At 53.8% G+C, this 25,155-nt stretch carries 18 protein-coding genes, 1 tRNA gene and 1 pseudogene; 9 read left to right on the plus strand and 11 right to left on the minus strand.

Features of this window, described 5'->3' with window-relative positions:
• Positions 1 to 8: 8 nt before the first annotated feature.
• The 4 genes from GOW92_RS05940 (at position 9) to GOW92_RS05955 (ending at position 4,409) form a co-directional block, all read left to right on the plus strand.
• On the plus strand, positions 9 to 965 hold the full coding sequence (locus GOW92_RS05940; protein ID WP_170558815.1) for an ABC transporter permease: 957 nt from the start codon (positions 9 to 11) through the stop codon (positions 963 to 965).
• A complete protein-coding gene (locus GOW92_RS05945; protein WP_170558817.1) occupies positions 965 to 1,780 on the plus strand; it encodes an ABC transporter permease in 816 nt (271 codons plus the stop codon). The genes GOW92_RS05940 and GOW92_RS05945 overlap by 1 nt, the downstream gene beginning before the upstream one ends.
• Positions 1,777 to 3,414, plus strand: a complete 1,638-nt coding sequence (locus GOW92_RS05950) for an ABC transporter ATP-binding protein (protein ID WP_170558819.1) — start codon at positions 1,777 to 1,779, stop codon at positions 3,412 to 3,414. Before GOW92_RS05945 ends, GOW92_RS05950 begins: the two co-directional genes overlap by 4 nt.
• Before the next feature lie 158 nt (positions 3,415 to 3,572).
• Positions 3,573 to 4,409 carry an alkaline phosphatase family protein gene (locus GOW92_RS05955; protein WP_170558821.1) on the plus strand — a complete coding sequence of 279 codons (837 nt, stop codon included), beginning with the start codon at positions 3,573 to 3,575 and terminating at the stop codon, positions 4,407 to 4,409.
• 4 nt (positions 4,410 to 4,413) lie between these two features.
• Here GOW92_RS05955 and GOW92_RS05960 read toward each other — a convergent pair whose 3' ends face one another.
• The 4 genes from GOW92_RS05960 to GOW92_RS05975 all read right to left on the minus strand — a co-directional run bounded on the left by GOW92_RS05960 (position 4,414) and on the right by GOW92_RS05975 (position 9,554).
• The gene (locus GOW92_RS05960) at positions 4,414 to 5,337 is read right to left on the minus strand and encodes an alpha/beta hydrolase (RefSeq protein WP_170558823.1); all 924 of its coding nucleotides are present in this window, start codon (positions 5,335 to 5,337) and stop codon (positions 4,414 to 4,416) included.
• Positions 5,338 to 5,349: 12 nt separating this feature from the next.
• The gene (locus GOW92_RS05965; RefSeq protein ID WP_170558825.1) at positions 5,350 to 7,239 is read right to left on the minus strand and encodes an acyl-CoA synthetase; all 1,890 of its coding nucleotides are present in this window, start codon (positions 7,237 to 7,239) and stop codon (positions 5,350 to 5,352) included.
• A 155-nt stretch (positions 7,240 to 7,394) separates the two neighbouring features.
• Positions 7,395 to 9,215: an ABC transporter transmembrane domain-containing protein gene (locus tag GOW92_RS05970; protein WP_170558827.1), complete on the minus strand. Its 1,821-nt coding sequence runs from the start codon at positions 9,213 to 9,215 to the stop codon at positions 7,395 to 7,397.
• Between the two features lie 264 nt (positions 9,216 to 9,479).
• A tRNA-Gly gene (locus GOW92_RS05975) sits at positions 9,480 to 9,554 on the minus strand.
• A 619-nt stretch (positions 9,555 to 10,173) separates the two neighbouring features.
• Here GOW92_RS05975 and GOW92_RS05980 point away from each other — a divergent pair.
• Complete coding sequence (locus tag GOW92_RS05980) at positions 10,174 to 10,542, plus strand: response regulator (protein ID WP_170558829.1); 369 nt, start codon at positions 10,174 to 10,176, stop codon at positions 10,540 to 10,542.
• An 11-nt stretch (positions 10,543 to 10,553) separates the two neighbouring features.
• Here GOW92_RS05980 and GOW92_RS05985 read toward each other — a convergent pair whose 3' ends face one another.
• Both GOW92_RS05985 and GOW92_RS05990 read right to left on the minus strand, forming a co-directional pair.
• Positions 10,554 to 12,155, minus strand: a complete 1,602-nt coding sequence (locus GOW92_RS05985; RefSeq protein WP_170558831.1) for an adenylate/guanylate cyclase domain-containing protein — start codon at positions 12,153 to 12,155, stop codon at positions 10,554 to 10,556.
• A 3-nt stretch (positions 12,156 to 12,158) separates the two neighbouring features.
• Positions 12,159 to 14,759: a response regulator gene (locus GOW92_RS05990; protein ID WP_217356501.1), complete on the minus strand. Its 2,601-nt coding sequence runs from the start codon at positions 14,757 to 14,759 to the stop codon at positions 12,159 to 12,161.
• 573 nt (positions 14,760 to 15,332) lie between these two features.
• Here GOW92_RS05990 and GOW92_RS05995 point away from each other — a divergent pair.
• Positions 15,333 to 15,833, plus strand: coding sequence for a hypothetical protein (locus tag GOW92_RS05995; RefSeq protein WP_170558835.1), 501 nt, complete (start codon positions 15,333 to 15,335; stop codon positions 15,831 to 15,833).
• A gap of 11 nt (positions 15,834 to 15,844) precedes the next feature.
• Here GOW92_RS05995 and GOW92_RS06000 read toward each other — a convergent pair whose 3' ends face one another.
• The 3 genes from GOW92_RS06000 to GOW92_RS06010 form a co-directional block, all read right to left on the minus strand.
• Complete coding sequence (locus GOW92_RS06000) at positions 15,845 to 18,352, minus strand: AsmA family protein (protein ID WP_254452903.1); 2,508 nt, start codon at positions 18,350 to 18,352, stop codon at positions 15,845 to 15,847.
• Positions 18,353 to 18,701: 349 nt separating this feature from the next.
• Positions 18,702 to 20,327 (minus strand): murein L,D-transpeptidase, encoded by a 1,626-nt coding sequence (locus GOW92_RS06005; RefSeq protein ID WP_368040252.1) that lies wholly within the window; start codon positions 20,325 to 20,327, stop codon positions 18,702 to 18,704.
• Between the two features lie 129 nt (positions 20,328 to 20,456).
• Positions 20,457 to 21,158 carry a helix-turn-helix transcriptional regulator gene (locus GOW92_RS06010; protein WP_170558839.1) on the minus strand — a complete coding sequence of 234 codons (702 nt, stop codon included), beginning with the start codon at positions 21,156 to 21,158 and terminating at the stop codon, positions 20,457 to 20,459.
• Positions 21,159 to 21,581: 423 nt separating this feature from the next.
• Here GOW92_RS06010 and GOW92_RS06015 point away from each other — a divergent pair, with 423 nt between their 5' ends.
• The gene (locus tag GOW92_RS06015; RefSeq protein WP_170558841.1) at positions 21,582 to 22,961 is read left to right on the plus strand and encodes a metal-dependent hydrolase family protein; all 1,380 of its coding nucleotides are present in this window, start codon (positions 21,582 to 21,584) and stop codon (positions 22,959 to 22,961) included.
• A 297-nt stretch (positions 22,962 to 23,258) separates the two neighbouring features.
• On the opposite strand, the gene GOW92_RS24860 is transcribed toward GOW92_RS06015, so the two are convergent.
• Together GOW92_RS24860 and GOW92_RS06020 are read right to left on the minus strand one after the other, a co-directional pair.
• A complete protein-coding gene (locus GOW92_RS24860; protein WP_254452904.1) occupies positions 23,259 to 23,525 on the minus strand; it encodes a GDCCVxC domain-containing (seleno)protein in 267 nt (88 codons plus the stop codon).
• A 4-nt stretch (positions 23,526 to 23,529) separates the two neighbouring features.
• Positions 23,530 to 23,853, minus strand: a complete 324-nt coding sequence (locus GOW92_RS06020; protein ID WP_170558843.1) for a hypothetical protein — start codon at positions 23,851 to 23,853, stop codon at positions 23,530 to 23,532.
• A 440-nt stretch (positions 23,854 to 24,293) separates the two neighbouring features.
• Here GOW92_RS06020 and GOW92_RS06025 point away from each other — a divergent pair, with 440 nt between their 5' ends.
• Together GOW92_RS06025 and GOW92_RS06030 are read left to right on the plus strand one after the other, a co-directional pair.
• Entirely contained in the window at positions 24,294 to 24,680 is a 387-nt protein-coding gene (locus GOW92_RS06025; protein ID WP_170558845.1) for a MerR family transcriptional regulator, read from the plus strand.
• A gap of 343 nt (positions 24,681 to 25,023) precedes the next feature.
• Positions 25,024 to 25,139 (plus strand): annotated as a pseudogene (locus tag GOW92_RS06030) (IS5/IS1182 family transposase); the annotation flags it as partial.
• Positions 25,140 to 25,155 lie beyond the last annotated feature (16 nt).

The raw sequence follows: 25,155 nt of genomic DNA on the forward strand, positions 1-25,155 counted from the left end.
CACAGTTAATGCATCCAATCATCAAACTGGTTTCCCAGCGCCTTGCGCTGGGACTCCTTCTTCTCTTCGGTGCATCGGCTCTGATTTTCGGCCTCACTGAAGCCCTGCCCGGGGACGCTGCGCAAGCGGTCCTTGGCCAATCCGCAACCCCCGAGGCGCTGGCAAACCTGCGCGAGGAAATGGGCCTCAACCGTCCCGCTTTGACCCGCTATTTCGAATGGTTGGTGGGCATCCTGCAGGGCGATCTGGGTCAGTCTTTGACCAACAAACTAGATATCGCGGAAAGCATCGGGAAACGTTTGGGTAACACCCTTTTCCTGGCCTGTGCCGCAGCTGTCGTATCCGTGCCGCTTGCTATCTTTCTGGGCCTTCTCGCCGTCCGTTTCCGCAACCGCTGGCCTGACAAGCTTATCTCAGCCATCACCCTGACAACGGTTTCGATCCCCGAGTTTCTGATCGGTTATGTGGTGATCTATTTCGTCTCAGTAAAACTGGGCTGGTTTTCTTCGCTCGCAATGATCAACGACACGATGTCATTCGGGCAAAAGCTAAATGCAATCGCGTTGCCTGCTTTCGTTCTGACACTGGTGGTTCTGGCGCAGATGATGCGAATGACCCGCGCTGCGATCCTGAACCTGATGCAGTCGGCCTATATCGAAACTGCTGAACTGAAAGGCCTTTCCAATTTTCAGGTCATTGCACGCCATGCATTTCCCAACGCGATTTCGCCTATCGTCAACGTTGTGATGTTGAACCTGGCCTATCTGGTTGTGGGCGTCGTCGTTGTCGAAGTGGTGTTCGTGTATCCCGGCATGGGACAATACCTTGTGGATTCGGTGACAAAACGTGACGTGCCGGTCGTTCTGGCCTGCGGCGTCGTCTTTGCCGCTGTGTATATCGGGCTCAACATGGTTGCCGATATTGTGTCCATCCTTGCCAACCCAAGACTGAGGCATCCGAAATGATGAAGAATATTCCTATTTCGGCCGCCATCGGTCTGTTTTTCACCGGGCTGTACTTTTTCATAGCCTTTGCAGCCCCGCTGATCGCCCCCTACGGTATGGCCGAAGTGGTAGGCGATGTGTGGGAACCGTCCAGCGCTGAACACCTGCTGGGCACGGACAACATCGGGCGCGATCTGCTGACACGTATGATCTACGGTGGTCGCACGACTATCTTTATCGCTGCAGCAGCTACGATCCTCAGTTTTGTCACCGGCACTTCGTTGGGCCTTTTGGCTGCCGTGCTGGGTGGTTGGGCCGATCAGGCACTCAGCCGGACAGTTGACCTAGTCATGTCGATCCCGACGCTGATCCTGGCACTGGTTATCCTGGCAATTGTTCCGGTGACCGTTCCAATCCTGATCCTTGTGATGGGACTGTTGGACGCGACGCGTCCTTACCGACTGTCACGGTCGGTTGCTGTAGACATCAACGTGATGGACTATGTCGAGGCCGCAAAGCTGCGCGGTGAAGGTCGGCGCTGGATCATCTTCCGGGAAATCCTGCCAAACGCCCTGTCACCTCTGGTGGCCGAATTCGGGTTGCGGTTCATCTTTATGGTTCTGTTTATCTCAACCTTGTCGTTCCTGGGCCTTGGCGTCCAACCGCCGCTGGCGGACTGGGGCGGCATCGTGAAGGAAAACAAGGACGGGATCGTCTATGGCATCGGCGCGGCGCTCTACCCTGCTGTGGCCATCGCGACGCTAGCCATTTCGGTCAACCTCGTGGCTGACTGGGTTCTAAACCGTACCACATCGCTGAAAGGAGGCCGGGGATGAGTGATACCCTTCTCAAGGTCCGTGGCCTCAAGATTGGCGCGACTGTATATCCACCGGGCGAAAAGCCCCATGACATCGAGATTGTGCACGGGGTCGATTTCGACCTCGAACGCGGCAAGGTGCTGGGGCTGATCGGCGAATCCGGTGCCGGTAAATCGACCATCGGTCTGGCGTCCATGGCTTATGGCCGCGGTGGCGTTGAACTGACCGGAGGAGAAGTCTGGGTCAACGGGCGCGACATTCTGAAATCTCCGCACAGCGATATCCGCAATCTGCGTGGTGGCGAGGTTGCCTATGTCTCGCAATCCGCCGCCGCGTCATTCAACCCGGCCAAGAAGATCATGGATCAGGTTGTCGAAGCTGCGGTCGAGCACAAGAAGTTTTCACGCAAGGAAGCCGAAGGCCGTGCGCGGGAACTTTTCGCCAAGCTGGGTCTGCCCGATCCGGACAATATCGGTGATCGTTATCCGCACCAGGTCTCGGGCGGTCAGTTACAGCGTTGTATGACAGCACTGGCCCTGTGCCCCGAGCCTGATCTGGTGGTGTTTGATGAACCGACCACAGCTCTGGACGTGACGACCCAGATCGACGTTCTGATGGCGATTAAAGAGGCCATTCGCGATACTGGCGTTGCTGCGCTGTACATTACGCATGACCTCGCCGTTGTCGCACAGGTCAGTGATGACATCATGGTTCTTCGGATGGGTAACACCGTCGAATACGGCAGTACCGATCAGATCATCAACAACCCGAAGGAAGATTACACCAAGGCCTTGGTCTCGGTGCGTTCTATCGAGCACGAAGAAAAAAAGCCAACACCGGATGCGGTGCTTAGCGTTGACGGTATCACCGCACGCTACAAGGGTTTGAACTTCGACGTGCTGCACAACGTCAATGTCGAGCTTCATCCAGGGCAGACGCTGGCGGTTGTGGGTGAATCCGGTTCGGGTAAGTCGACGCTGGCACGTGTGATCACGGGCCTGTTGCCGCCGCGTGATGGTGAGATCACCTTTAACGGGCGAAAGCTGTCACCAGACCTGAAGAACCGCACACGAGAAGACCTGCGCGAGCTGCAGATGATCTATCAGATGGCTGACGTGGCAATGAACCCGCGCCAGACCGTTGGCACGATCATCGGTCGCCCGCTGGAGTTCTACTTCAACATGCGTGGCGCCGAAAAGCGCAAGCGGATCGTTGAGCTGCTGGATGAGATTGAGCTGGGCGAGAAGTTCATCGATCGCTATCCGGCGGAACTGTCAGGTGGTCAGAAACAGCGTGTCTGCATTGCGCGGTCACTGGCGGCCAAGCCCAAGATGATCATCTGTGATGAGGTCACCTCGGCGCTTGATCCTCTGGTTGCGGACGGCATCCTCAAGCTGCTGCTGGACCTGCAAAAGATCGAGGATGTAGCATACCTCTTCATCACCCACGATCTGGCAACGGTGCGCGCAATCAGCGACAGTATCGCAGTGATGTATCAGGGTCGCGTGGTTCGCTACGGGTCGAAAAGCGAGGTACTGAGCCCGCCGTTCGACGACTATACCGACCTGCTGCTCAGCTCGGTCCCCGAGATGCATCTGGGCTGGCTGGAAGAGGTCGTCGCCCACCGCAAAATGGAAAGCGCCGGGAACTGATCCCTGCCCTTTCCGTGACCATACGGTAAAAAATTGAAATCCCGACACCTTGTAAAAAGACAGGTGTCGGGATTTTGCTATTGGGGGCGCGAACGGGCAGGCCCCTGATTGCGAATCCCCTAGGGTCGCCTGAAATATCTAGTCAAAAGGCCAATGACATGGACCGCAAACTTCTACTCATAATTCTGGACGGTGTACCGTGGCGCAATTTCCGACGGTTGTTCGGTAACCTTGAAGGTTGGGTCGACAGCGGTGAGGCGCGCGTGTGGAAACTACGCGCTGTTTTGCCATCCACGTCCGCCAGCTGCTATGCCTCGATCCACACCGGTGTCACTCCGCAGGAACATGGCTGTACCGGCAACGGTAATGTCTTTCGCCTAGGCCATCAGGACGTCTTCAGCCAGGTCCGTGAAGCTGGTGGTGTAACCGGTGCGGTCACCCACAGCTATTGGTCACAGTTCTTCAACCGCCACCCGTTCGATTACGTCCGCGACATCGAATATGATGAGCCTGAGAGCAAGACAATCAACCACGGCCGCTTTCACACCATGACCGGCTATGGCAAAGCCAATCAGATGACGCCGTCCGACGTGGATCTCTATGCCACTCTGACCAACCTTTGCCTGCGTCATGGGCTGGATTACGGCCTGCTGCATGCCTGCACATTGGACAGTATGGGGCACCGTTTCTACCATGATTGCGAGGAGATGGACCACGCCTGTTTCGTCGCAGACGAGATGCTGGCCCCCTTCATCCCGCGTTGGCGGCAACTAGGCTATGAGGTCATCGTGACCGCCGATCACGGTCAGGACGAACGCGGGCATCACGGCGGGCGCAGCCCGCTGCAACAGGAAACGGCACTGTACTACTTTGGCGACGCGGAAGGCCCCGAGGCCGACACGGTGATCGATCAGCTACAACTAGCGCCCACGATCCTGAACCGCATGGGCGCGCCCATTGCTGAAACGATGAAGGCACAGTCTTTCTTGAAGTAACGGGTTAGTCGTAGGGCCAGATCTGCTGGCCCAGCGCCTCGATCGCGACCGAAATCCTCTCAAAACTGTCTGCCGCGCGCTTTACACTGGTCCGCGCGCGCAGATAGCCGTGGACGAGGCCCGGTTCGTTGATCCAATGCGCCTGCCCTCCGGCGGCGGAAATCTTGTCGCAATAAGCGGCGCCATCATCCCGCAGCGGATCACAATCTGCAGTCACCACCACGGTCGGCGGCAGACCCGAGAAATCTGTGTCGTGAAGCGGCGCGAAGGTCGGATCATCTTGCGGGATATCACTACCACAACGCACTTTTTCGTAGAACTGAATCTCATCCAGCGTCAAAAGCGGTGCGTGGGCGTGCTCGATATACGACCCTTTCGTGCTGTCACCACCCAAACCTGGGTAGATCAGGACCTGACCCAGCACATGGTCCAACTTACCTCGCCCATATTGGGCGACTGCGGCCGCCAGGTTGCCACCGGCACTGTCACCCGCAAGGACAATCGGGTCGCCGAATTCCTGCGCCACCCAGTTTGTCGCATTCCAGCTGTCCTGAAACTGCGCCGGGTGGACATGTTCGGGACACAGACGGTAGTCCACAGCCACAACCCGATATCCAGTCTGCGCGCAGATCTCGGCGCAAACATCATCGTGGCTGTCCAGACCTCCAACAACAAATCCGCCACCATGAAAATAAGTGACGGTTCGCGTCGGCTGACCCGCATTGTAGACACGGACAGGCACGCCAAATGCCTGCCTGTCCTCAGTCTCGACCCCCTGCGGGCGGGGTTGGCGAAAGTCGCGACACATCGTGCCGTACACCCGGCGTTGATCTTCGATCGACTGTTCGACCGCATCATCGGGATAGCTTTCAGCCGTTCGTTTTATGAACGCCCAGGTTTCTTCATCAATCAGACGTTCATAATCCATGCTCTCTCCCGGTCAGGCAGCCCACTCCCACGGCCGGGTGAACGATCCCAGCACTTTGCTGACATCGTCCTCTGAGGAGCCCTTCGCGTCAAGCTGCGCAACGAGTCCGCGCTTTTTATCGTCGATGACTGACACGACCCGTGCCTCAAGCCCCGCTTCCTCCAGCGCGCCGTTATAAATGCGCGTGATCGCCTGTTTGCGAAGCTCAGGCTTAAAGACCTTTCCGACAGCGGTTTTGGGCAGTTCGTCCAGAATGGTCATATGCTTGGGTTGCGCCGCGCGTTCATGGACATGGACGTTGCAATAATCCATCAGTTCTTTCTCGGAGACCGAGGCACCATCGACCAGTTCGACAAAGGCGCAAGGCACTTCGCCCGAATAGGCATCTGGCTGCCCGATGGCACCGGCAAAGGCGACGGCATCATGCCCCAGCAGGGCTTCTTCGATTTCAGCCGGGTCAATGTTGTGACCACCACGGATGATGAGATCTTTCGCGCGACCTGTGATCCACAGGTAGCCATCCTCGTCAAACCGACCCAGATCGCCCGTACGCAGGTACTTGTCGAAGTGGTACAGATCTACGTTCTTGTCCGCCTCGGTATAGGTATTGCCCGCATAAACCCCCGGGTTCGATATGCAGATCTCACCAATTTCGTCGGCGGCACATTCCTTTGGCCCATCCGGGCCATCCTGCAGGATTTTGACATCCGTATATGGGAACGGAATACCAATCGAGCCGATCTTCTTTTCCCCGTCCACCGGGTTGCAGGAAACCAGACAGGTAGCTTCGGTCAGCCCATAGCCTTCTACGATGGTCACACCGGTCGCTTCTTCGAACCGGCGGAACAGTTCGACGGGCAAAGGTGCTGAACCTGAGAACGCCGTTTTCACGCTTGAGATGTCCGCATCCACGGGTCGCTGCATCTTGGCAGCAATCGCTGTGGGTACGGTGATGATGAACGTTACTTTCCAACGCTCGATCAATTTCCAGAAATTGTCGAAAACACCGTCGCCGCGATATCCTGCAGGCGTTGGGAATACCACATGGGCGCCTGACGACACAGCAGCCATCATGATCACGTGCACGGCAAAAACGTGGAACATGGGCAGTGGGCACATGATCACGTCTTCGTCCGAGAACAACAGAGTGCTCCCCAGCCAGCCGTTGTAGATGAGGCCCGAGTATTTGTGCTGTGCAACCTTAGGCATGCCGGTTGTGCCGCCGGTGTGGAAATAGCAGGCAACGCGATCTTCCTTGCCGTCTTCAAAGGTCAGCGTTGTTGGCTGCTTGGCCAATTCTTTATTAAAGTTCTTGTAATCCGCATGGGCCAGTTTTTCCTTGTCACCCATTTTTGGGCGCAGGAACGGCACCAGCCAGGATTTTGGCGGCGTCAGATAGCGGTTGAGGTCAATCTCGAGAATGGTTTTGACGTTGGGCGCGTGGCGCACTGCCTCTTCGACCTTTTGCGCCACATCCGTTTTTGGGAAGGATTTCAACGTCACAACCACCTTGGCGCCGGTTTCGCGCAGGATTGCGGCGATCTGCTCGGGCTCTAGCAGCGGGTTGATCGGGTTCACGATCCCTGCAACCGCGCCGCCCATCATGGTGACCAGCGTTTCGTTACAGTTAGGCAGCACATATGCCACCACGTCTTTCTCACCGACCCCTAACGACCGGAAGAGATTGGCAGCCTGGTTGACCTTGCCCAGAAGTTGCGACCAGGTCAGCGTCTCTGCCTTGTCTGTCGGACCAGACATAAGTTGAAAGCTGACCGCATTACTGTTCGGAAACTTGCTTGCCGTACGTGACAGCAACTGGTGGAACGTGACCGGAACGTCCCGATCCTCCCACGGCATTTCCTGCTCCATTCTCGCCTTGTCTTCCAAACCCACAAAGGCCATGTGACTCCTCCCTGTTTTTTCTCCCGCGTCTTGCGCGGTTTTTTCCAGAACAAGATGGAAGCAAAACCCCGCAGGTGCAAGCGACGGGTTAGAGGGGCCACGCCCAAATTTGTAGAATTACGCAGCGGCGCAAAAATGACTTCCCCGACGTCAGGCTATTCCGCTGCGACACCGTCGGTGAATTGCAAACGCGCCAGACGAGCGTATAGGCCATCCTGATCGACCAGATCTTCATGCGTGCCTTGAGCCACGATTTGACCGGCCTCCATCACCACGATCCGGTCCGCCTTTTTGACTGTCGCAAGACGGTGGGCCACGATCAATGTGGTGCGTCCTGCCCGCATCTGATCAACCGCTCCCTGTACTGCACGTTCGCTTTCGGCATCCAGGGCAGAAGTTGCCTCATCCAACAGCAGAACCGGCGCATCTCGCAGGATCGCACGGGCAATCGCGATGCGCTGTTTCTGACCACCCGACAGCATTACACCACGCTCGCCGACAAAGCTGTCATACCCTTCGGGTAGTTTCGAAATGAATTCATCTGCTGCGGCTGCGCGCGCTGCTGCCTCAACCTCGGCGTCAGTGGCGTCCAGACGCCCAAACCGAATATTTTCACGAGCCGAGGCTGCAAAGATGGTTGGGTCCTGCGGCACCAGTGCCATGTGCTGCCGGAAATCGGACCGGTCGAGATCGCGCAGATCAACACCATCCAGGCGGACATGGCCTGCGTCCGGATCGTAGAACCGCTGGATCATCTGGATGACCGTCGTTTTGCCTGCACCCGATGGCCCAACAAAAGCCACTGTTTCTCCCGGTTGGATCGACAACGTCAGATGATCCAATGCCACGACATCCGGACGGGCCGGATAATGGAAGGTCACATCTTCAAAACGTATCTCACCCAGGACAGGTGTGGGTAAAGACGCCGCCTTGACCGGGTCGGTTACCGTGTCCTCAGCATTCAGCAATTCCACCAAACGCTCGGTCGCGCCAGCGGCGCGTTGCAGTTCGCTCCAAATCTCGGACAGGGCTGCGACTGAGCCGGCCATAATGACCGAATAAATTACGAACTGGATCAAAACACCTTCGGTCATCACTCCATCGCGCACGTCATTGGCACCCATCCACAGCACACCGACAATGCCTGAGAATACGAGGAAGATGACAATAACCGTCAGAACGGCGCGGGTCTGAATTCGACGCAGCGATACGATATACGAGGTTTCGGTCATATCGCCGAACTGCTTTTGGCTGGCTTGCTCGTGGGTAAAGGCCTGAACTGTCTGCACCGCGCTCAGCGCTTCGCCCGCATTGCCGGATGAGGCCGCGATCCAATCCTGATTTTCCCTGCTAATCACCCGCAGACGGCGTCCCAGAACCAGAATGGGCACCACGACCACCGGGATCAACAAAAGCACCAAGCCCGTCAATTTGGCAGAGGTCAGCAGCATCAGAACCAAGCCCCCAACGAACATCAGCAAATTGCGCAGCGCGATCGAGACGGATGATCCCAGTACCGACTGGATCAAGGTTGTGTCCGTGGTAATGCGGCTCAGAACTTCTCCGGTCATGATGCGTTCATAAAACTCAGGGCTCATCCCGATTACGCGATCAAAAACGGCCTTGCGAATATCGGCCACGACCCGTTCCCCCAACCGAGTCACCAGCGCATAGCGGATGCCGGTTCCGATGGCGAGAATCGCGGCAATACCCAACGCCGCCAAAAAGTACCAATCCAGCAGCTCGCCATCTTCAATTCGAAAGTTATCGACGACCCGACGCACCGCAAGCGGCAAGGTCAGCGTCATGCTGGCTGTCAGCACCAGTGCCAGTCCCGCGCCGATCATCAGGGCCCGATACGGCTTCATAAACGGCCAAAGAGACGACAGAACGCCAATCTTCCGCGATCCTGCGCGCTCTTCCGTGGCGCCGGGTGCAGGTTTGCCCTTGGGAGAGGCTGAGGCAGAGTTCGCCATATTTGGCCCTTACGTCATATTCGCGATTTCGTGTTCGCTTCTTGGCGGCCACGGCAAGCCGGGTCAAGAACCACAATATATGACACCACCTAAAAGGGCCATTTGACGCAGAATTTCGGGGCTGATTTGGAGCGGGCGGCGGGAATCGAACCCGCTTCATCAGCTTGGAAGGCAAGCGCCTTAGTCACTACTTTCAAAACTATTTCAATGCAATATTAGAATACATATAGTCGATTTGTAGGTTATATGTCGGAGAAAAATTCTTGGAGCGGGCGGCGGGAATCGAACCCGCTTCATCAGCTTGGAAGGCTGAGGTAATAGCCAGTATACGACGCCCGCTCAGCTCGAGCGGGTCTATTTCATCCCGAATTTGCGGTCAATAGAGGATTTGTTTTTTTTCAGACAACTGATCTTTGTTGAACAAAAAATCTGCAGCTGAATCGCAGGCAAGTAATGGAGTTTGGCCGAAAAGTAAGCTGTCAATTTTCTAATAGAATCAACTGAACAATCAAAGTGTCCCTGTTCCAATCGGAACTGTTCGAATGTCCCCATTGCGGACAGAACGGGCATTCGTCTTATTGGCGACTATGACTGCACTGAGCCGAAAGCAGACATAGATGATGAGAGCAGCATTCGTCACTCTGGGCGGCAAGCTGACATTCTCTGTGGGTGCAAATTGGAAGGTTTTTTTTCGCGAAGCGGTCATTTGACCTCCCGTCGGTTCATAAAGTGAACTGCCTCTTAACAAAATGCTACGGATCATGCCCATCATTGGCAAATGGGGGCGGGTCGAACTGAGTCGGCTAAATACTTATTGCGTGGTATAGAGTTGATGAAAGAATATACCGACCAGTAAAGATTGCACGATCCGTCATCAGAGCGCGACCTTCGAATACAAGTTTAGATGCTTCTTGAGCCATTCGGTGTTCATAGTATGCGGAAGCGCAAGGGGGAAATTTTGACCAAAGTCCTGTTGGTGGAAGACAATGAAATGAACAGCGATATGCTGTCGCGCCGGTTGGAACGCAAAGGTTTTCATGTTGTCGTTGCGAAGGACGGGCTGGAAGGCGTGTCAATGGCTGGAGAAGAACGTCCAGACATCATTTTGATGGACATGAGCCTGCCTGAGATTGATGGGTGGGAGGCTACACGACGTATCAAGGCGGCGCCCGAGACGGCGTCGATTCCGGTGGTGGCCCTGACCGCACACGCGATGGCCAGTGATAGGGAAAAGGCGCTGGAAGCAGGTTGCGACGACTTCGACACCAAACCGGTTGAGTTGAGCCGTTTGCTAGACAAGATGGGGAATCTTCTGCCTACAACCTGAGGAAGAACCGCTCAATCCGCCGCCGTTTTGCGTTGGGTGACATAGTAGGTTCTAATCTGACCCTTGCCTTTCACCCTTGTTTCGACAGGTTCAGAGATGTCAAAGCGATGTTCGACCCGTCTGGCGGTGGCCTCAGAAACTTGCACCCGGCCCGGCGCGCCCGTTGATTCAAGGCGGCTGGCAAAATTAACAGTGTCCCCCCAGACATCGTAAAGGAAACGGTGTGATCCGATGATACCGGCAACCACCGGCCCGGTATGTACGCCGACCCGGATATGCGTCGGGTGGTCCATTTCAAGGTTCAGCGCCTCGACTTGATCGAGCATCCGGAGCGCCATATCGACGATCACCTCGGCATGATCTTCACGACCATCCGGCACTCCGGCGGCCACCATATACGCATCACCTATCGTCTTAATCTTTTCAACGCCCAGTTCCGTCGCCGTTTTGTCGAACCCCGAAAAAATCCGGTTCAGATAGGAAACCACCTGCGCCGGAGCCAGCCTGGCCGACATCTCGGTGAAGCCGACGATATCGGAAAAGAGCACGGTGACGTCGTTGTGGCGGTCGGCGATTGTAGCCTCGCCGTGGTTAAGGCGCGTCACGATCTGTTGAGGCAGAATGCTAAGCAGAAGGTCTTTGTATTTTTGCTTTTCCGCTTCCATCATCTCAAGGTACTGGCGTTCGCGCTTTCGCCAGCGGTTTTTCTCTAGCGCCGCGCTGATCCGGGCTTTTAACAGGATCGGGTTGAAGGGTTTGGGCAGGTAGTCCTCGGCACCGGCTTCGATGCAGCGCGCGACGCTTTCGATCTCATCAAGGGCAGAAATCATAATGACGGGGATATCATGAAGGGCGTCATCTTGTTTCAAACGCACCAAGACCTCAAAACCGTTGATATCCGGCATCATCAAATCAAGCAGTACCAGATCGAACGGCTGGCAAGACATTTTCTCCAGAGCGGAATAGCCGCCGTCGGCGGTCCAGACGCGATGCCCGTCCAGTTTTAACCGGCGGGCCAGCAAGTCCCGGTTGGCTTCGGCATCATCGACGACAAGGATATCACCGGTAGATCCGGATGTATCGGCGATTGAAGTCAGGGGCTGCATGCTCCGCGCCAGATTGGCGAACATCGCGGCCGTTTCGTGTGGTGGTTCAGAGAAATTGAGGGCATCACCGTACAAACCCGAGAGTGTGCCGATACGTTGTAGCAAGGTCTCGGTGTGGTCCAAGAGCCCAAGCAAGTCCTGCTCAAGATGTTCTGCGTCCAGATCCGGCAGATCCTCGAGCATCATTTCGCTGTAGCCTTTGATCGCGTTCATCGGTGTACGCAGGTCGTGGCGAAGCCGTTTCACGCCTTCATCGCCGCTGACCGTCAGCTTCGTCGCCATCTCAGGGTGCAAAAGCTGATCCACCAAGGCCTTCAGTTCCGTTGTCGCCTGAGAAATCCGGTCCAGATCCGAGACAACCTCATCCAGATTCAGCCGCCTGGATTCGCTTTGAAGCAACTCACAAAATCCGACAATGGCGCTGACCGGAGAGATGAGGTTTTGTCGCAAATTGGCTAGCCACACTGCCTGTGTGTTTTGTGCTTCGTTTTCTGGGCTGCCGTTCAAAACTTAAGTTTCCTTTGCAGGGGCAGGCCGGTGTTTGACCAGAATGTCCTTCAACTCGTTGAGGATGGTTTCAATTTCATCCCCGTCTTTGCTGATCAGTGTCTCGACCGAGCCGCTCAATCGAGCGCGATCTTCGTTTGACAGGGTCTTTGCGGTGACAACGATGACAGGTATGTCTTTCCAGTCCGGGTTCTTCCTCATCCCCGCCAGAAATTCAAACCCGTCCATCTCGGGCATCATGAGATCCAGCAAAATGACGTCCGGTACGGATGCAGAAAGATGTTGAAGGGCGTCCAGTCCGTTGACGGCCTGCTCGATCTGCCAGCCTTCTTTGCCCAGAACACGGCAGATCATTTCGCGGGTTACGGCCTCGTCTTCGACGATAAGAGCGCGGGGCGTCGGCCGGGGCGGACAATGCTCTTTCAGCGCGTTCAGAAGTGCAACCGTGTCGATTGGTTTTCCCAGATATTCGCTGGCACCCAGCGACAACCCGCGCGTGCGGTCCTCTGCGAATGTCAGCATGATCACCGGGATGTCCGCCATGTCCGGATCGTCTTTCAGCTTGGACAACACCGCCCAGCCGTCAATCTCGGGCATGAATACGTCCAAGGTGATTGCGTCAGGCCTGAATTTGCGCGCCAATTCCAATGCTTCGTCACCCTTGGTCGAGGCAAGAACGCGGTATCCTTCCCTGCGCAGCCGCCGCCCCAAAAGGTCATGCACCGTCGGGTCGTCATCTACCAACAGTACCAGTGGCGCGTTTGAACCGCTGTCCGGATCGTCCGCGGACTCCCCTCTTTCGCGCAGCGGGTCTGCCGACGGATCTCTGCAGACGCTCGGAAGACGAATTGTGAAGGTTGACCCGTCGCCGAGAGTACTGGCGCAGTGAATGTCACCCCCCAGCTGTTCACAGAAGACCTTGGTGATCGACAGCCCTAGACCGGTACCACCATAGTTGCGGGTAGTGGAGGAATCTGCCTGAGTGAACGCCTCGAAAACTTTGTCGACTTGTTCGGGCGACATGCCGATGCCTTGATCGGCGACTGAAAATTCCAGCTGATCCTGTTCCTTCGATCTTTGGACGGACAGCGTGATTGTAGCGTTTTCGGTAAACTTGCAGGCGTTGGACAAAAGGTTGAGCAATGCTTGTCTCACCTTGGTCAGATCGCAAACCATATCCCCGATGTTCTCGGCGCACACAATCTTCAGAGTATTGTTATTTCTTTCGGCCAGCGGTCGCACCGTTGTTCCGACATCTTTGATCATTTGAAAGACATCGAATGCTTCCAGATTGAACTCCATCTTTCCGGCTTCGATTTTGGACAAATCCAGAATGTCGTTAATCAGGGCAAGCAAATGCTTTCCGGCAGATTGGATTTTCTGAAGATCACTCAGGTTCGTCTCATCATTCTGATCGATAGCTTCCTCAAGCATCAACTCACTGTATCCGATGATCGCGTTCAATGGGGTGCGGAGTTCGTGGCTCATGTTGGCAAGGAATGTGCTCTTGGTCTTATTGGCCGCTTCAGCATTGTCTTTTGCCACGCGCAGTTCGCTTTCCACCTGCTTCTGGGTGGTAATGTCCCGACCGTAGATATTCGCATAGCCCCCCTCCGGAACCGGCCATAGTAGCAGGGCATAGATCAGACCACCTGCCTCGTATTCGAAATCTTGGCGTTGATCCTCGTTCAAACCTTTGGTGACTCGTTTGCGCCAACCAGTCCCCACTCGGTCGCCAACCTTCAATTGCAGCGCTTCAATCAGTGGAATACTTGCCTTGTTGGCGTAGATCAATTTGCCCTTATCGGTGATGCGCAAGACCGGGTTAGGGTTCTCTTCAGGAATACGCGCCAGTTCTTGCATCCGCTTTTCTGCTCGCTTCAGCTGCGTAACGTCCCGCCCGTACATATTGACATGTTTGGCATCCGGCACTGGCCAGAGAAGTAACGAATAGACCATGCCGCCAGCATGGCATTCAAAATCCTGCCTTTCGTTCTCTTCAAGCCCTTTCCTGACGCGTGCCAGCCATTCTTTTGTAACGGCTGCACCGACTTTCAGGTTCAACGCTTTCAACATCGGGTCGCTGGCTTTATTCGCAAAGAGCAGCTTTCCGTCGCTGCTGATGCACATAACCGGATTGGGGTTTTCCTCAGGGATCTGAGCAAGCTCGGCATTGCGGGCTTCGACCTTCTTTAGTTCGGTCACATCGCTGTAGATCGCAACGGTTCCGTTATCATGGGTCTTCCGCTCGCTGATCTTGATCCAGCCCCCGGATGCCCGGCTTTGCAGCTGGGTGCCTTCCGGATTGTCGTGACGTTTCAGCCGTTGCGCCAGCCATTCTTCTTCTCGTCCGATCGCATCTGCAATCACGTTGAGCGACAGTGCTTTGCGAACGACCTGTTCGAACGTCATCCCCGGTTTCACCAAATCTTCGTGCCCCGGATACAGCATCTTGCGATACGTCTCGTTCGCCAGAACCAAACGATCTTCGGAATCATACAGGGCAAAGCCCTCGGGAATTGTGTTTATGGCGTCGACGATCCGGTCCAGAGCCTGGTTCGTTCCAACTGGTTTCGACACACGGTGATCGCCGGAGTGGTTCATTTCGCGCTCTCCATCTGGTGAAACCGACACGTCGGCAACTCACTGTTTCCAGTTGAATTGAAATGCAGTTACAAAACAAGGCTGTTTCGGACCGTCTGTGTGTGCCTTTGGATTGATGTTGACAGAGCCGCTGTTCTGTCGGACCCCGTGAGGCCAATGGTGTAGCTGTGGCCAATGTCCGGAATGCGGGTACGATAGCAGATATCAATCAATCTGCTCAAAGTCGGCTATGGGCCGTTATCACACGTCCCAACAATCTGACTTATCGGCAGTATAGTCCGCAGAGCAGACTTTGAGGAAAATTCTGCAAACGACCGCATCGAGCCCACTTTGATCGATGCTGCGCGATGCCCCAATAACAGCAATGCGCAGAAAGCGGACTTTGCAAAGTCCAGTAGACTGGTCAAACCGGGCATTCCTTCCAATGGCAGCGTATGCGGCTATGAGCAGGAAGCAGGCTTCGCGGTTGCGCTCCGACAACTTGGGTCCTGATAAAGCTTTTTCTGTATCGTTTGATTGATCTTTCTTGATCGATAGGATGGGCTAACCTTCAAAACAGTTCTGAGGTCCCAAATGTACAGGTATGTTCTGACAACAATGGCTTTGTGTTGTGCAAGCGTTCTTCATGCCGCTGGTATGGAACGGTGGGGTGAATCCGGCGACTGGACAATCCTGATTGATCCCGAAAAGGGAGACGGCTGCCTCGCGTGGAAGCCCTTTGAAAATGACATGACCGTTGAAATCGGCGCAGCACCCAATCAGGCCGGCGGCTTTTTTGCCGCTTTTAATCCGGCCTGGGTTCAAATCGAGGACGGGGCGACCGGGATCGTACAGTTCGATTTTGGTGATGCGAGATTCGAAGGCGAAGCGGTGGGTACCTTCAAGAATGGCGTGCCCGGTGGCTACGCCTTTTTCGACAACCCGGCGTTTGTAACCGAGTTTGGAAAACGCCAGAGTGTTACGATTATTGGTGAAAGTGGGACCGAGGTTGAACTCGATCTCAGCGGGTCTGCCAAAGCTATTGAGGCTGTTCTGGCGTGTCAGGCTGAACAGCCGGAACCACTAAAGAACTAGGTAGCGTCCAATTATTGCAATTGATTGACGTCCGGCACACAAGGTTGCCTGTCGCCAGGCATAGCATTGGCGCCTTCCGGAGCCTTGTTTCTGGACCCACCAACATCCAGTTTGAACTTTGGCGACGAAAGCTGGCCAGTCACATCAAAGGGCCAAGCGCTTCGAGATAGGGGTTTGCCAACGCGCCGCGGCTCAGCTCTAATCGCAATGGTGTCGTTCAGCCAGTGCACTTGTCCCCTGGCCACCAATTGAACTGATCCTGTTTCAATGACGATGGAGTTTGAACTGACTTGCCCGGCTTGGATATCAACCGGGGCAACCACGCAAGTGATGTCGGTGTAGCCTTGTCTGAACTCCTCTGAAAACAGCCAGGGGAAAATGCCCAGCCCCGCCAGTTCCAATAGGCTGGTGCTGATATAACCCTCCGACATCGACAAAGACGCGTTGCCGCGCATCGAGTTGATGAAGGCCTTGCCCGAGGAGGTGCTGCCAGAAACGTTGAACTCACCGCTCAAACGTCCATAGGCATCAATACCTATTCCCAATTCATCAAGGATCTCACCGAATTCCCAGCCCGAGGTCGATCCCGACAATGAAAGCCAATCGGGTGAATCTACCAGGTCCATGACCGCCCGAAGGCTGAAGTTTCCGCCACCATAAGTCATCTGAAGGGGGCCGAAATCCACGGTTCCGTCTCTTGCAGACAATTGGCTGGAAACAGATGTTACGCCTCTTTGGCCTACAATCTCTTTGAATTCGATCTGTACCTCGACGTCAGCTTCTCGCAGCACGCGTTGCACATCCAGAAGATCGGCAGGTTTCCCTTTTTCCTTTTGCAGCACCAAGGGCTGGACGCCTGTCTTCTTCGGCAAAACCAAAGGCTGAACTTCGGATTCAGGTACCTTTGAGGCCTCTCCTACCAAGCTTTTCAGTTGATCCAGTACGGCAGTCAGGTTCTTCAGGTCATTGAGATCGAGCTTTTCGCTCGTGATGTTGCCCCAAACTACAGAAGCGCCCTCGGGAAACTGTGCATCCAAAGCTGCAAGAAGATGCGAAGACCCGGCTTCGAACTGGATTGCAGCATCAAAGTCTTCGCCCTGCCTAGAGGTTTCAGCGTTGATAGCCAATGCGCCAATTTCGACAGGTTGCAGATTGAGCGCGGTCAGAAACTCGGCGCTGTCGTCGATGTCCAATTCCACGTCGAAATCGAGACCGGCAAGCCCTCTTAGCTCGTTGACAGATAGTGCGAGATCGAGCGCCCAGAGATCGGTGCCGTAAGTGGTCGCATTAAACCTGTTGAGTGAAACCGGCCCGCCCGCATTGGATATGTTGAAATCGGCTTTGATGCCGCCGAACTGGTTAACATAGTCTTCATCAAGGTTGGGCAAAATCAACTTGGCGGGTCCGTTCAGCACACCATCGAAAGTTACGTCCTGAAGCTGAAGCAGATTAAGGATTTCACCTTCGGCTTTCAGGACAGGCTCTTCAATTGGCCCGGCTTGCAGCGCGATGCCCAGCATGGCGAGCCGGCCGTCTGGCATGCGGCGAATGCTTTCGATAGAGGCTGGACCGATTACGTCTAACCCTTGGTCAAACGCATTGGTTTGAAAAAGTAGCTTCTCGAACTCGAAGGAAGCCAGGGATCCAACCATATGCATTTCAAAGCCGGTGAATTTCAGCTCTTGGATACTTTTTGCTGCTGGCGGCGGCTGTCCTTCAGGATGAAGCCGAGCGTTGAAAAGCAGATCAACGCCCTGAGCGGTGTAGAGGTCATCTATTGAACCTTCAGCTTCGAGATTCTGTCCATCCTCCAGGCTTACGGTGGTTGTAAACGCCTCGATCTTCAGGGCGTCCTGAGACACGAGTTCTGCCTGCAACTGGCCATTGCCTTCCAAAACGCGTTCCAATCCGATGACATCTAGAAAATCACCGAATTCACCGGTGTCCATCTCCAATACAGCTCGATAGCCACCACCTTCGTCCTCCGAGAAAGGCTCACCATCGAAGCTTACGGTCATTTCGCCAAAACTGGCGCGCGTCGTAAACGGTGCGGCGTGCGGGTAGTCGCCTTCGATTTGGAAGCCCTGACCGTTGACGGATCCGGAACCAGAGACCTTCGTTCTTTGTCCATGATCCGCTTGTTCAAGAGCAAGTGACTGTAGGTCAAACACAAACGAGAAGCCCGAGACCTTGTCGTCGATGTTTAGCCCGATTGACTTGAAACTGACGTTCTTGTCGCTCAGAAAGTTCAGGATTCCACTGCTTTCGGTGTCGATCTCATCGGTACTATCAACACTAGCGACGTCTTTTTGATCAACCGCTGGTACTGTTTCCTCGGAAGCTGGCTTGGTTGTCGGCCTGCCTTTTCGCCAGCTTGTTGTGCCGTCTGCGGCTGTAAGAAGATTTGCTTGGAGCCCTTCCACTACCAGATTGTCAAAATGTAGACGCCGGTTGGTCAAAGCGGCAATGTCCAGCTCCAGTTCCAGAAAGTTCAATTCTACAAGAGGTGACTCCGGCATTGTTTGGCTCGGAATGACCACCCCACCGACGTATATGTGACTAATGCGTCCAAGCGCTACGCTCACGTCATCGTTGATCAACAGTGGCCGGCCAATTTGTTTCGAAAGAACTTGTTCAACAAGTTCACGCCGCATATCGGAGAACAGTGGAGCCGCAAGCAACAGCCAAACAAAAGCGACTGCGGCGAATGCGAGAAATGCAACAAACCCGACTATCCTAACCAGCCAAACCCTCATGTGCTCCCCTATTGCAGCTCACACTGCTTCGAATTTCCGCCAATTAGAAGTCACCAATCCTACTGGCAATTTAGCACGCTTAAAATTGCGCATCTCTTTTAGGATGACGTGTTCATCGGTCCAAAGCCGCAAGTATCCGAGCATCGCGCTCGTAAGGGTCCTCGCGGAAATGAACGGCCCCATCTTCGACCCAAGCAGTCCAATAGGTCAAAAGGACCGGCATGGGCTCGGGTAGGTTAACTCGCGTTGTCTTCCCGCTATCCAGAATGGATTGCATTTTTTGCCGACTCCAGTCCGGCTCTCCCTCCATCAAAAGGCTGGCAAATTCGAACGGATACTCAAGGCGAACGCAGCCGGAACTGAGGTTCCGCTCATTTCGGTCGAAAAGGCTGCGGTCGTTGGTATCATGCAAGTACACTGCGTATTTATTGGGAAACATGAACTTGACTAAACCTAACGCATTGTCTGGGCCCGGCTGCTGAACCAAAGTGACGTCGGGGTTCTTTGCCCCCCAGTTCACAGCGTTGGCAGGAATCGTCTGCCCGTCTTTGTTCCGAACTACGTAATTGTTGCGCGCCAGATAGGCTGGATCCTTGCGGATGCGCGAAAGCTTATCCTTCCGAAAAATCGAGGCGGGAACAGTCCAAGTCGGATTGAATTCCATGTATTCAATTTCATCTCGGAACACTGGGGTTTTTCGGTAGGCTGATCCTGTGATCGACCGAGTGGTCCAAAGCGTCCCATCGGACGTGACCAAGTAAGTACGAGCGCCTGCAATGTTTACCAGCACGAACTCTTCGTCGATTTCGCGCATGAGCCAGCGGCCTCGTTCCAGGCTGAGCCGCAATTTATCTATGCGATCTTCAACAGGTTTGTTGAGAGACGCGAAGGTCTTACCACCAACGACGCCATCTGCCTCCAAGCCGTGACGATTTTGAAAGGTTTTTACCTGTCGCACCAAATGATCGTCATAAACCCAAGCTGGATTTATACCGCTTTGGCTGATTTCTGGAAATTCATTTGTTCCATCGTAGCCTTCTGTCGCTAACCTTTTGCGCAGTTCGGCGACGGCAGGATCCACCATTTCCGGCTTCAGAACCGTTTCTTCGGGGACTGTGTTCCAGCCTCCCTTTGATGCGATAGCTCTGTATTTGCTCAAAGCATCAACGAGCATCGTATATTGCGCGTTGTCGATATCGATGCGTTCAATTAAAGCGCTGAAGCCTTCATCTTGAAGATAGTGGCTCAATACAACGGAAGGGTCTTGTTGTATTACTGGCTTTGAGAAATTCCAAGCGTCGTCTAGCGCATTTGGATCGACTTTTCCAAACACCAAGTGGTGTACGAGTTTTACGGCCGCGTCAGTCGCCAGAATATCGAATAAAGCTCGACTGGAGGCATCGCCATCCTGTGAGGCTTTGAATGCGGATCGAAGCTCTTCTAGTTTGAAGTCACTCGGCGTAAAACCCTGATCAATTGCTCCGTCCAACTCCTCAAAAAGCTCGTCAACCAATTCAAAACCGGTCCAAGCCGGCGTAAATTCTCTAGCCGTATAGAAACGAGGTACAAGGATTTCTGCGTCCAAACTCTTGCTGTTTGAAAGTGTATTACTCGCATTCGTATTTGACCGTAGAAGCGCTTCTATCTGTTCCGAGACTTGGTCTGCTGCGCCCAAATTGGGGCATGTTACCAGCGTTGCAGTCAGTGCAGTTGCAACAGCTGATCTAAGAACTTTCACCATCCCCTCCTGAATAGTCAATCTATATGTGGTTGCTGCAGCATAGGATACTCCAACATTTTGTATAATCAATTCGTAATTTATTATTCTCAGATTTTGCTCGAAAAGCGGACCTACTTCACGAGCATTTCATCGAACATCGAGGTCGTGCCTTAACCGGTAAGGCGACGAACCAAACCAACGGCGACACGTTCGTGTAAACGCACTTGGGTTTTTGTAGCCCAAGTTCTTTCCGATATCTGTTATAGAAAGGCGCCCCTCGGTCAGCCATTGCTCCGCCTGGCGCATTTTCGCGCTGTCTACGAGATTTGCTCCTGTCGTGCCGTGTCTTGCAAGTTCTCTTTGAAGCGTTTTGGGATGCAAACCGATGAATTTTGCAAATCCGTCCAAGCCAGGCCATGCGGAGTAGTCAATCACAGAGAACAAGTCGGCCAAGTCGAGTACTTTTTGAATGGGGCTGTCCGCTTCCGTCGCCTCGTTTCGTTCAAATTTTGACTGCTGCATCAACCAAGACGCGGGGAACGACATACTGAGGCCCCATGCATCGCATTTTTGAACCTGACTTTTTGGAATAAAAGTTGGCGGGATCGCTTTCGGATCAAAGACAAGTGCTTCTACCAATGCGCTGTTCCATACTGGCCCCAATCTCGTCTTCAGCATTTCAGACCATGCAACAATATCCCATGCGTCTGCTTGGCCCGGAGGTTGAGAAGCTTGAAGCATCCGGCGACCCATCAATATGGCCCGTCCATCTTCAATCGTCATTGTGTAATTCATTGAAATTTGCACGGCTTCCACAAACTGAAGCCAAGCAACGAGCAGGTCTCCCAAGCTAGGCGTGTAACTCAAAGTTTCAGGTGGGACGAAACCGTCACTCCAATCAAATTGACTAGCAATCTCTGCGCAAAGATATGGCTTTTTTGAAAGTCTGGCGGCACGGGTGGACGCGCGATACACACATGCGCTAGGAATTGGTTGGGTAGGACCAGATAAAACTTCTGACCTGAGTAAGCAGCCTTCCAAGACCTTTTCTCTGTGGGCGCCCAATTCGCAAGCTCGACCCACTACCGCTGACAAAAATTTTGACTGCATGACTGGGATTGTCACTTGAGAAGCCTGAGCGCACATATGTCATCCTAGTTATCTTTACTGGACAGAGAAAATTGAAATTGTCCTCAAATGACAATGAGTAATTCTCAAAAACCTTGATAGCATGATCGCCAACTTGGACATCCTTTAGCTGGAGATCGGAAAATGAACTTTCCCTTTGAGCTGCGTTTCAAGCGAGCACTGTCAAGAAGTGCAGCCTTGGTTATCTTTGCGGGACTTCTTTCCGCTCCGACATTCGCACAAGAGGTTAGCTTTCCAATACTCTTTACTAACGTGCATGTTTTTGACGGCGTGAATTCAGAGAGAATTGAGAACGCGAATGTCATGGTAGTCGATAATCTGATCGCAGAGGTATCGTCTGAACGCCTTGTAGTAGCCAACGCTAGGATAATCGACGGTGGAGGCAGAACTCTGATGCCGGGCCTGATCGATGCCCACGTACATATGGCAATAACTGAGCCTGTGGCTGATCTAAGAGATAACTTTGATTGGATGTATTGGGGCGCTGTTTCCACGTCAGAAGCAGAAAAAATGTTGCTGCGTGGCTTCACAACTGTCCGGGATGCTGGAGGCCCTGCCATTGGACTGCAAAAAGCAATTGATCGAGGAAAGGCCGTCGGCCCACGAATATACCCGTCTGGACCTGTGATCTCTCAAACATCGGGTCATGGAGAACATCGCGTTTACACCGAACCGCACCCCAACTTTATTGGAGCGCAGCCCTCATTCTTTAATCAGCATGTAGAGTTCCTAGCGGATGGCGTGCCAGAAGTACTGCGTGCAACGCGAGAGGCGCTGCGGCTCGGCGCTACGCAAATAAAAGTTATGGCTGGCGGCGGCGTGTCTTCTTCGGTTGACCCACTGCACACTGTACAGGGCTTGCCTGAGGAGCTTGAAGCCTCGGTTAAGGCCGCAGCGGACTGGGACACTTATGTCATGGTCCACGCATATAATGATGACTCGATCCTGCGCTCACTAGAAGCTGGCGTAATCAGCATCGAACACGGACAGCTAATGACCGAAGTCTCTGCACAAGCAATCAAGGATGCCGACGCTTGGATTGTCCCCTTCTACTCGTTGCTGGGGCTGGACGAAGAAACAGTAGCAAAAGCACTCGGCCCTAGTGCTGGGGCAAAGTTTCTCAGTGTCCAAGCCGGTGCTAGAAACCAGATGAAGCTAATCAAGGACTTCGGAATAGAAAAGGTCGCATTCTCAACAGACATTATTGGAGACCCAGTTGCGCTTTCGAAACAGAACGATGAATTCCAGTATCGGACAGAGGTCTGGTCATCTTATGAAATACTGGTTCAGGCAACGTCCAAGACTGCTGAATTGCTCGCGCTTTCAGGAAAGCTTAATCCATACGTTGATGGCCCGTTGGGCGTGATATCGGAGGGAGCTTATGCCGATATTCTACTAGTGGACGGCAATCCAGTTGAAGACGTGACTATCCTCGTCGACTACGCGAACAACATCGATTTCATCATGAAGGATGGGGTGATCTACAAGAACGCACTTGAATGAGTGTCGCGCGGAGTGAACTCACCTCGGCACTCCGCGCACCTTTCCAATTGAAAACTCTTCAGATTTGACCGCCGCGATTGGCGACTTTGCCCGCCTCGCTGTGTTTGCAAAGTCTATTTGTGACTGTCTGCTTCGGCTTGTGTGCGGTCTTCCGGTGAAAGTGGGCCAATGGCGGCAAAGTCCGCAATTCTGCCGTTCAGCAGATTTCAGCGAACGTCCGCTGCCGGTCAATGCAGACCCTCAGGCGAATTTCCTCGGAATGACCACCAACAATGACCGCTATCCGTTCCTAAGCCGTCATCTGACTGAAAGACTCAGGTGACTGCGTTGAGCCCAACGCAGACATCTCCCGCAACAAGTATTTCCCTCTTGGATTGGCGGGCAAGCGACGGTGCCGTAGGAACAGAAAACGCAGCAATCCCCTGGCAACGGCTTCAAAACGGTATTGCAGGCAGCGCATTCATAGAACCACTGACACGCATCGGTCGGCATCGTTTCGACGGTTGCGTGGCCGCACTTAGGGCAAGTAATTTTGCTTTCCAAGGTCACATTCAGATCATTCATATCGTCACATCAAAGTTATGAGGTAGTCGTTTATTTGGGCTTCGTTGAAAACGATAATCCAAGCGAGGATGGTCAATATGGTGCTTCCAACCAGCCATCCTTTCAGGTGCGCCAGCGTCCCTTTTCGGGCTGCGATAACCCAAGCGAATAGTAGCATTATGGATGCTGCCGCCAGTACGTAGTAGCTCGCAGCAGCAATCCTTCCAAACACCGCCAACCAACTTCCGCCGAGCCCCAACAACATCATCGTCATTGGCAGCACGCAGCACGTTGCTACGCCCAAAGCAGAAATTGATCCTGCATAGCTTGCCCAAAGAGATTTCGTCATGACCGGGACGCCCTCCACAACGAAAACATCGTGCGTGTGGCTTCTGCTTCCCAAAGAGGAGCGGTGGCCGCCACAAGGAATGATGCACTTGTGGCAATCAAAATGGCGAGAGTAGAGCGCCGGTGGGACACACACGCCCACCTTTTCCAAACTCTGTACCATGCCCAAAGAAGAACTAAGCCCAAGGCGAGCACGATTGGAACGCGATATGCCACAAACGGGCCAAGATATAACAGCCACGTACCGCCAAGGCCGATGATCGAGAAGCCAATAGGCAAGACACAGCAAGAGGCAGACACAAATGCCAGCAGGCCAGCGGCACTGATCAGGATGCGGCTTGGACCCTGGTCGCTTTCGCCGGACGTGTTTTCGATGCTTGTTTTCATAAGAGCCAATATGCATCCTGTAGTCACTACAGGATCAATGAGGAAAAAGTTCACATGATCGCGATTGGTGAAGCGGCAAGGCAGAGCGGCGTATCTATAGAAACAATCCGCTATTACGAACGAGAAGGTGTCGTGCCCTTGCCGCGCCGCGCTTCCAACGGGAGACGTGTGTACTCCGAAAAGGACGTTGGGCGTCTCCGGTTTATCAGGCGATGCCGTGATCTTGGCTTCACAATTGCTGAGGCCAAAAATCTTTTGTCGTTGTCAGAAGGCGAAAACGAAGACTGCGCCGCCGTTCGGCATATCGGCACCCGCCATCTGGACGAGGTTCGCTCCAAAATCGCCGAGTTGAGAGCATTGGAGGCCGCACTTATAGAACTGACAGCAAATTGCCGAGCAGGCTCTGTGTCGTGTCAGATGTTGGAAGAGTTGGCGCGATAAAAAGGAACTGGCTTAGACTTTGCGATACAGCGAGAATGAAAGTTGGGAAAGTCCGCACAGCCGACGTTTGAACCGGTTGCAGCGAACGACCGCATTGGAGCCCAAACTGGACACTGGTTCGTTACGCAGCATTCATCAATTTGGGCGACAACCGGACATTCTCTTCAGACGCAAATTGGAGAGCCTTTCTATCGCAAAGCGATCATTCGGCTCCGACACGGTGCTGTTTGTCGGTTCAACCCCAACACCTTTATTGCCTAAGCGCTGTCGCCAACATCTTGAAAACCGCAAAATGAATTTTCCTCACAACTCACAAAGCGATGTGGTGCTTACCACACCACCTCAGATCATGTTTGGCCGGTTGAAAGACTGGAGACGCGTTGCCACCTGCTACGACAGACACCTAAAGGCCTTCCTTTCTGCCCTAGCACTCTAGTAACCGTTATTTATTGGCTATGAGGCCTAAGACCATCCT

The sequence above is a fragment of the Ruegeria atlantica genome (assembly GCF_013032505.1).
In the GTDB taxonomy this organism is placed as follows: Bacteria; Pseudomonadota; Alphaproteobacteria; order Rhodobacterales; family Rhodobacteraceae; genus Ruegeria; species Ruegeria atlantica_F.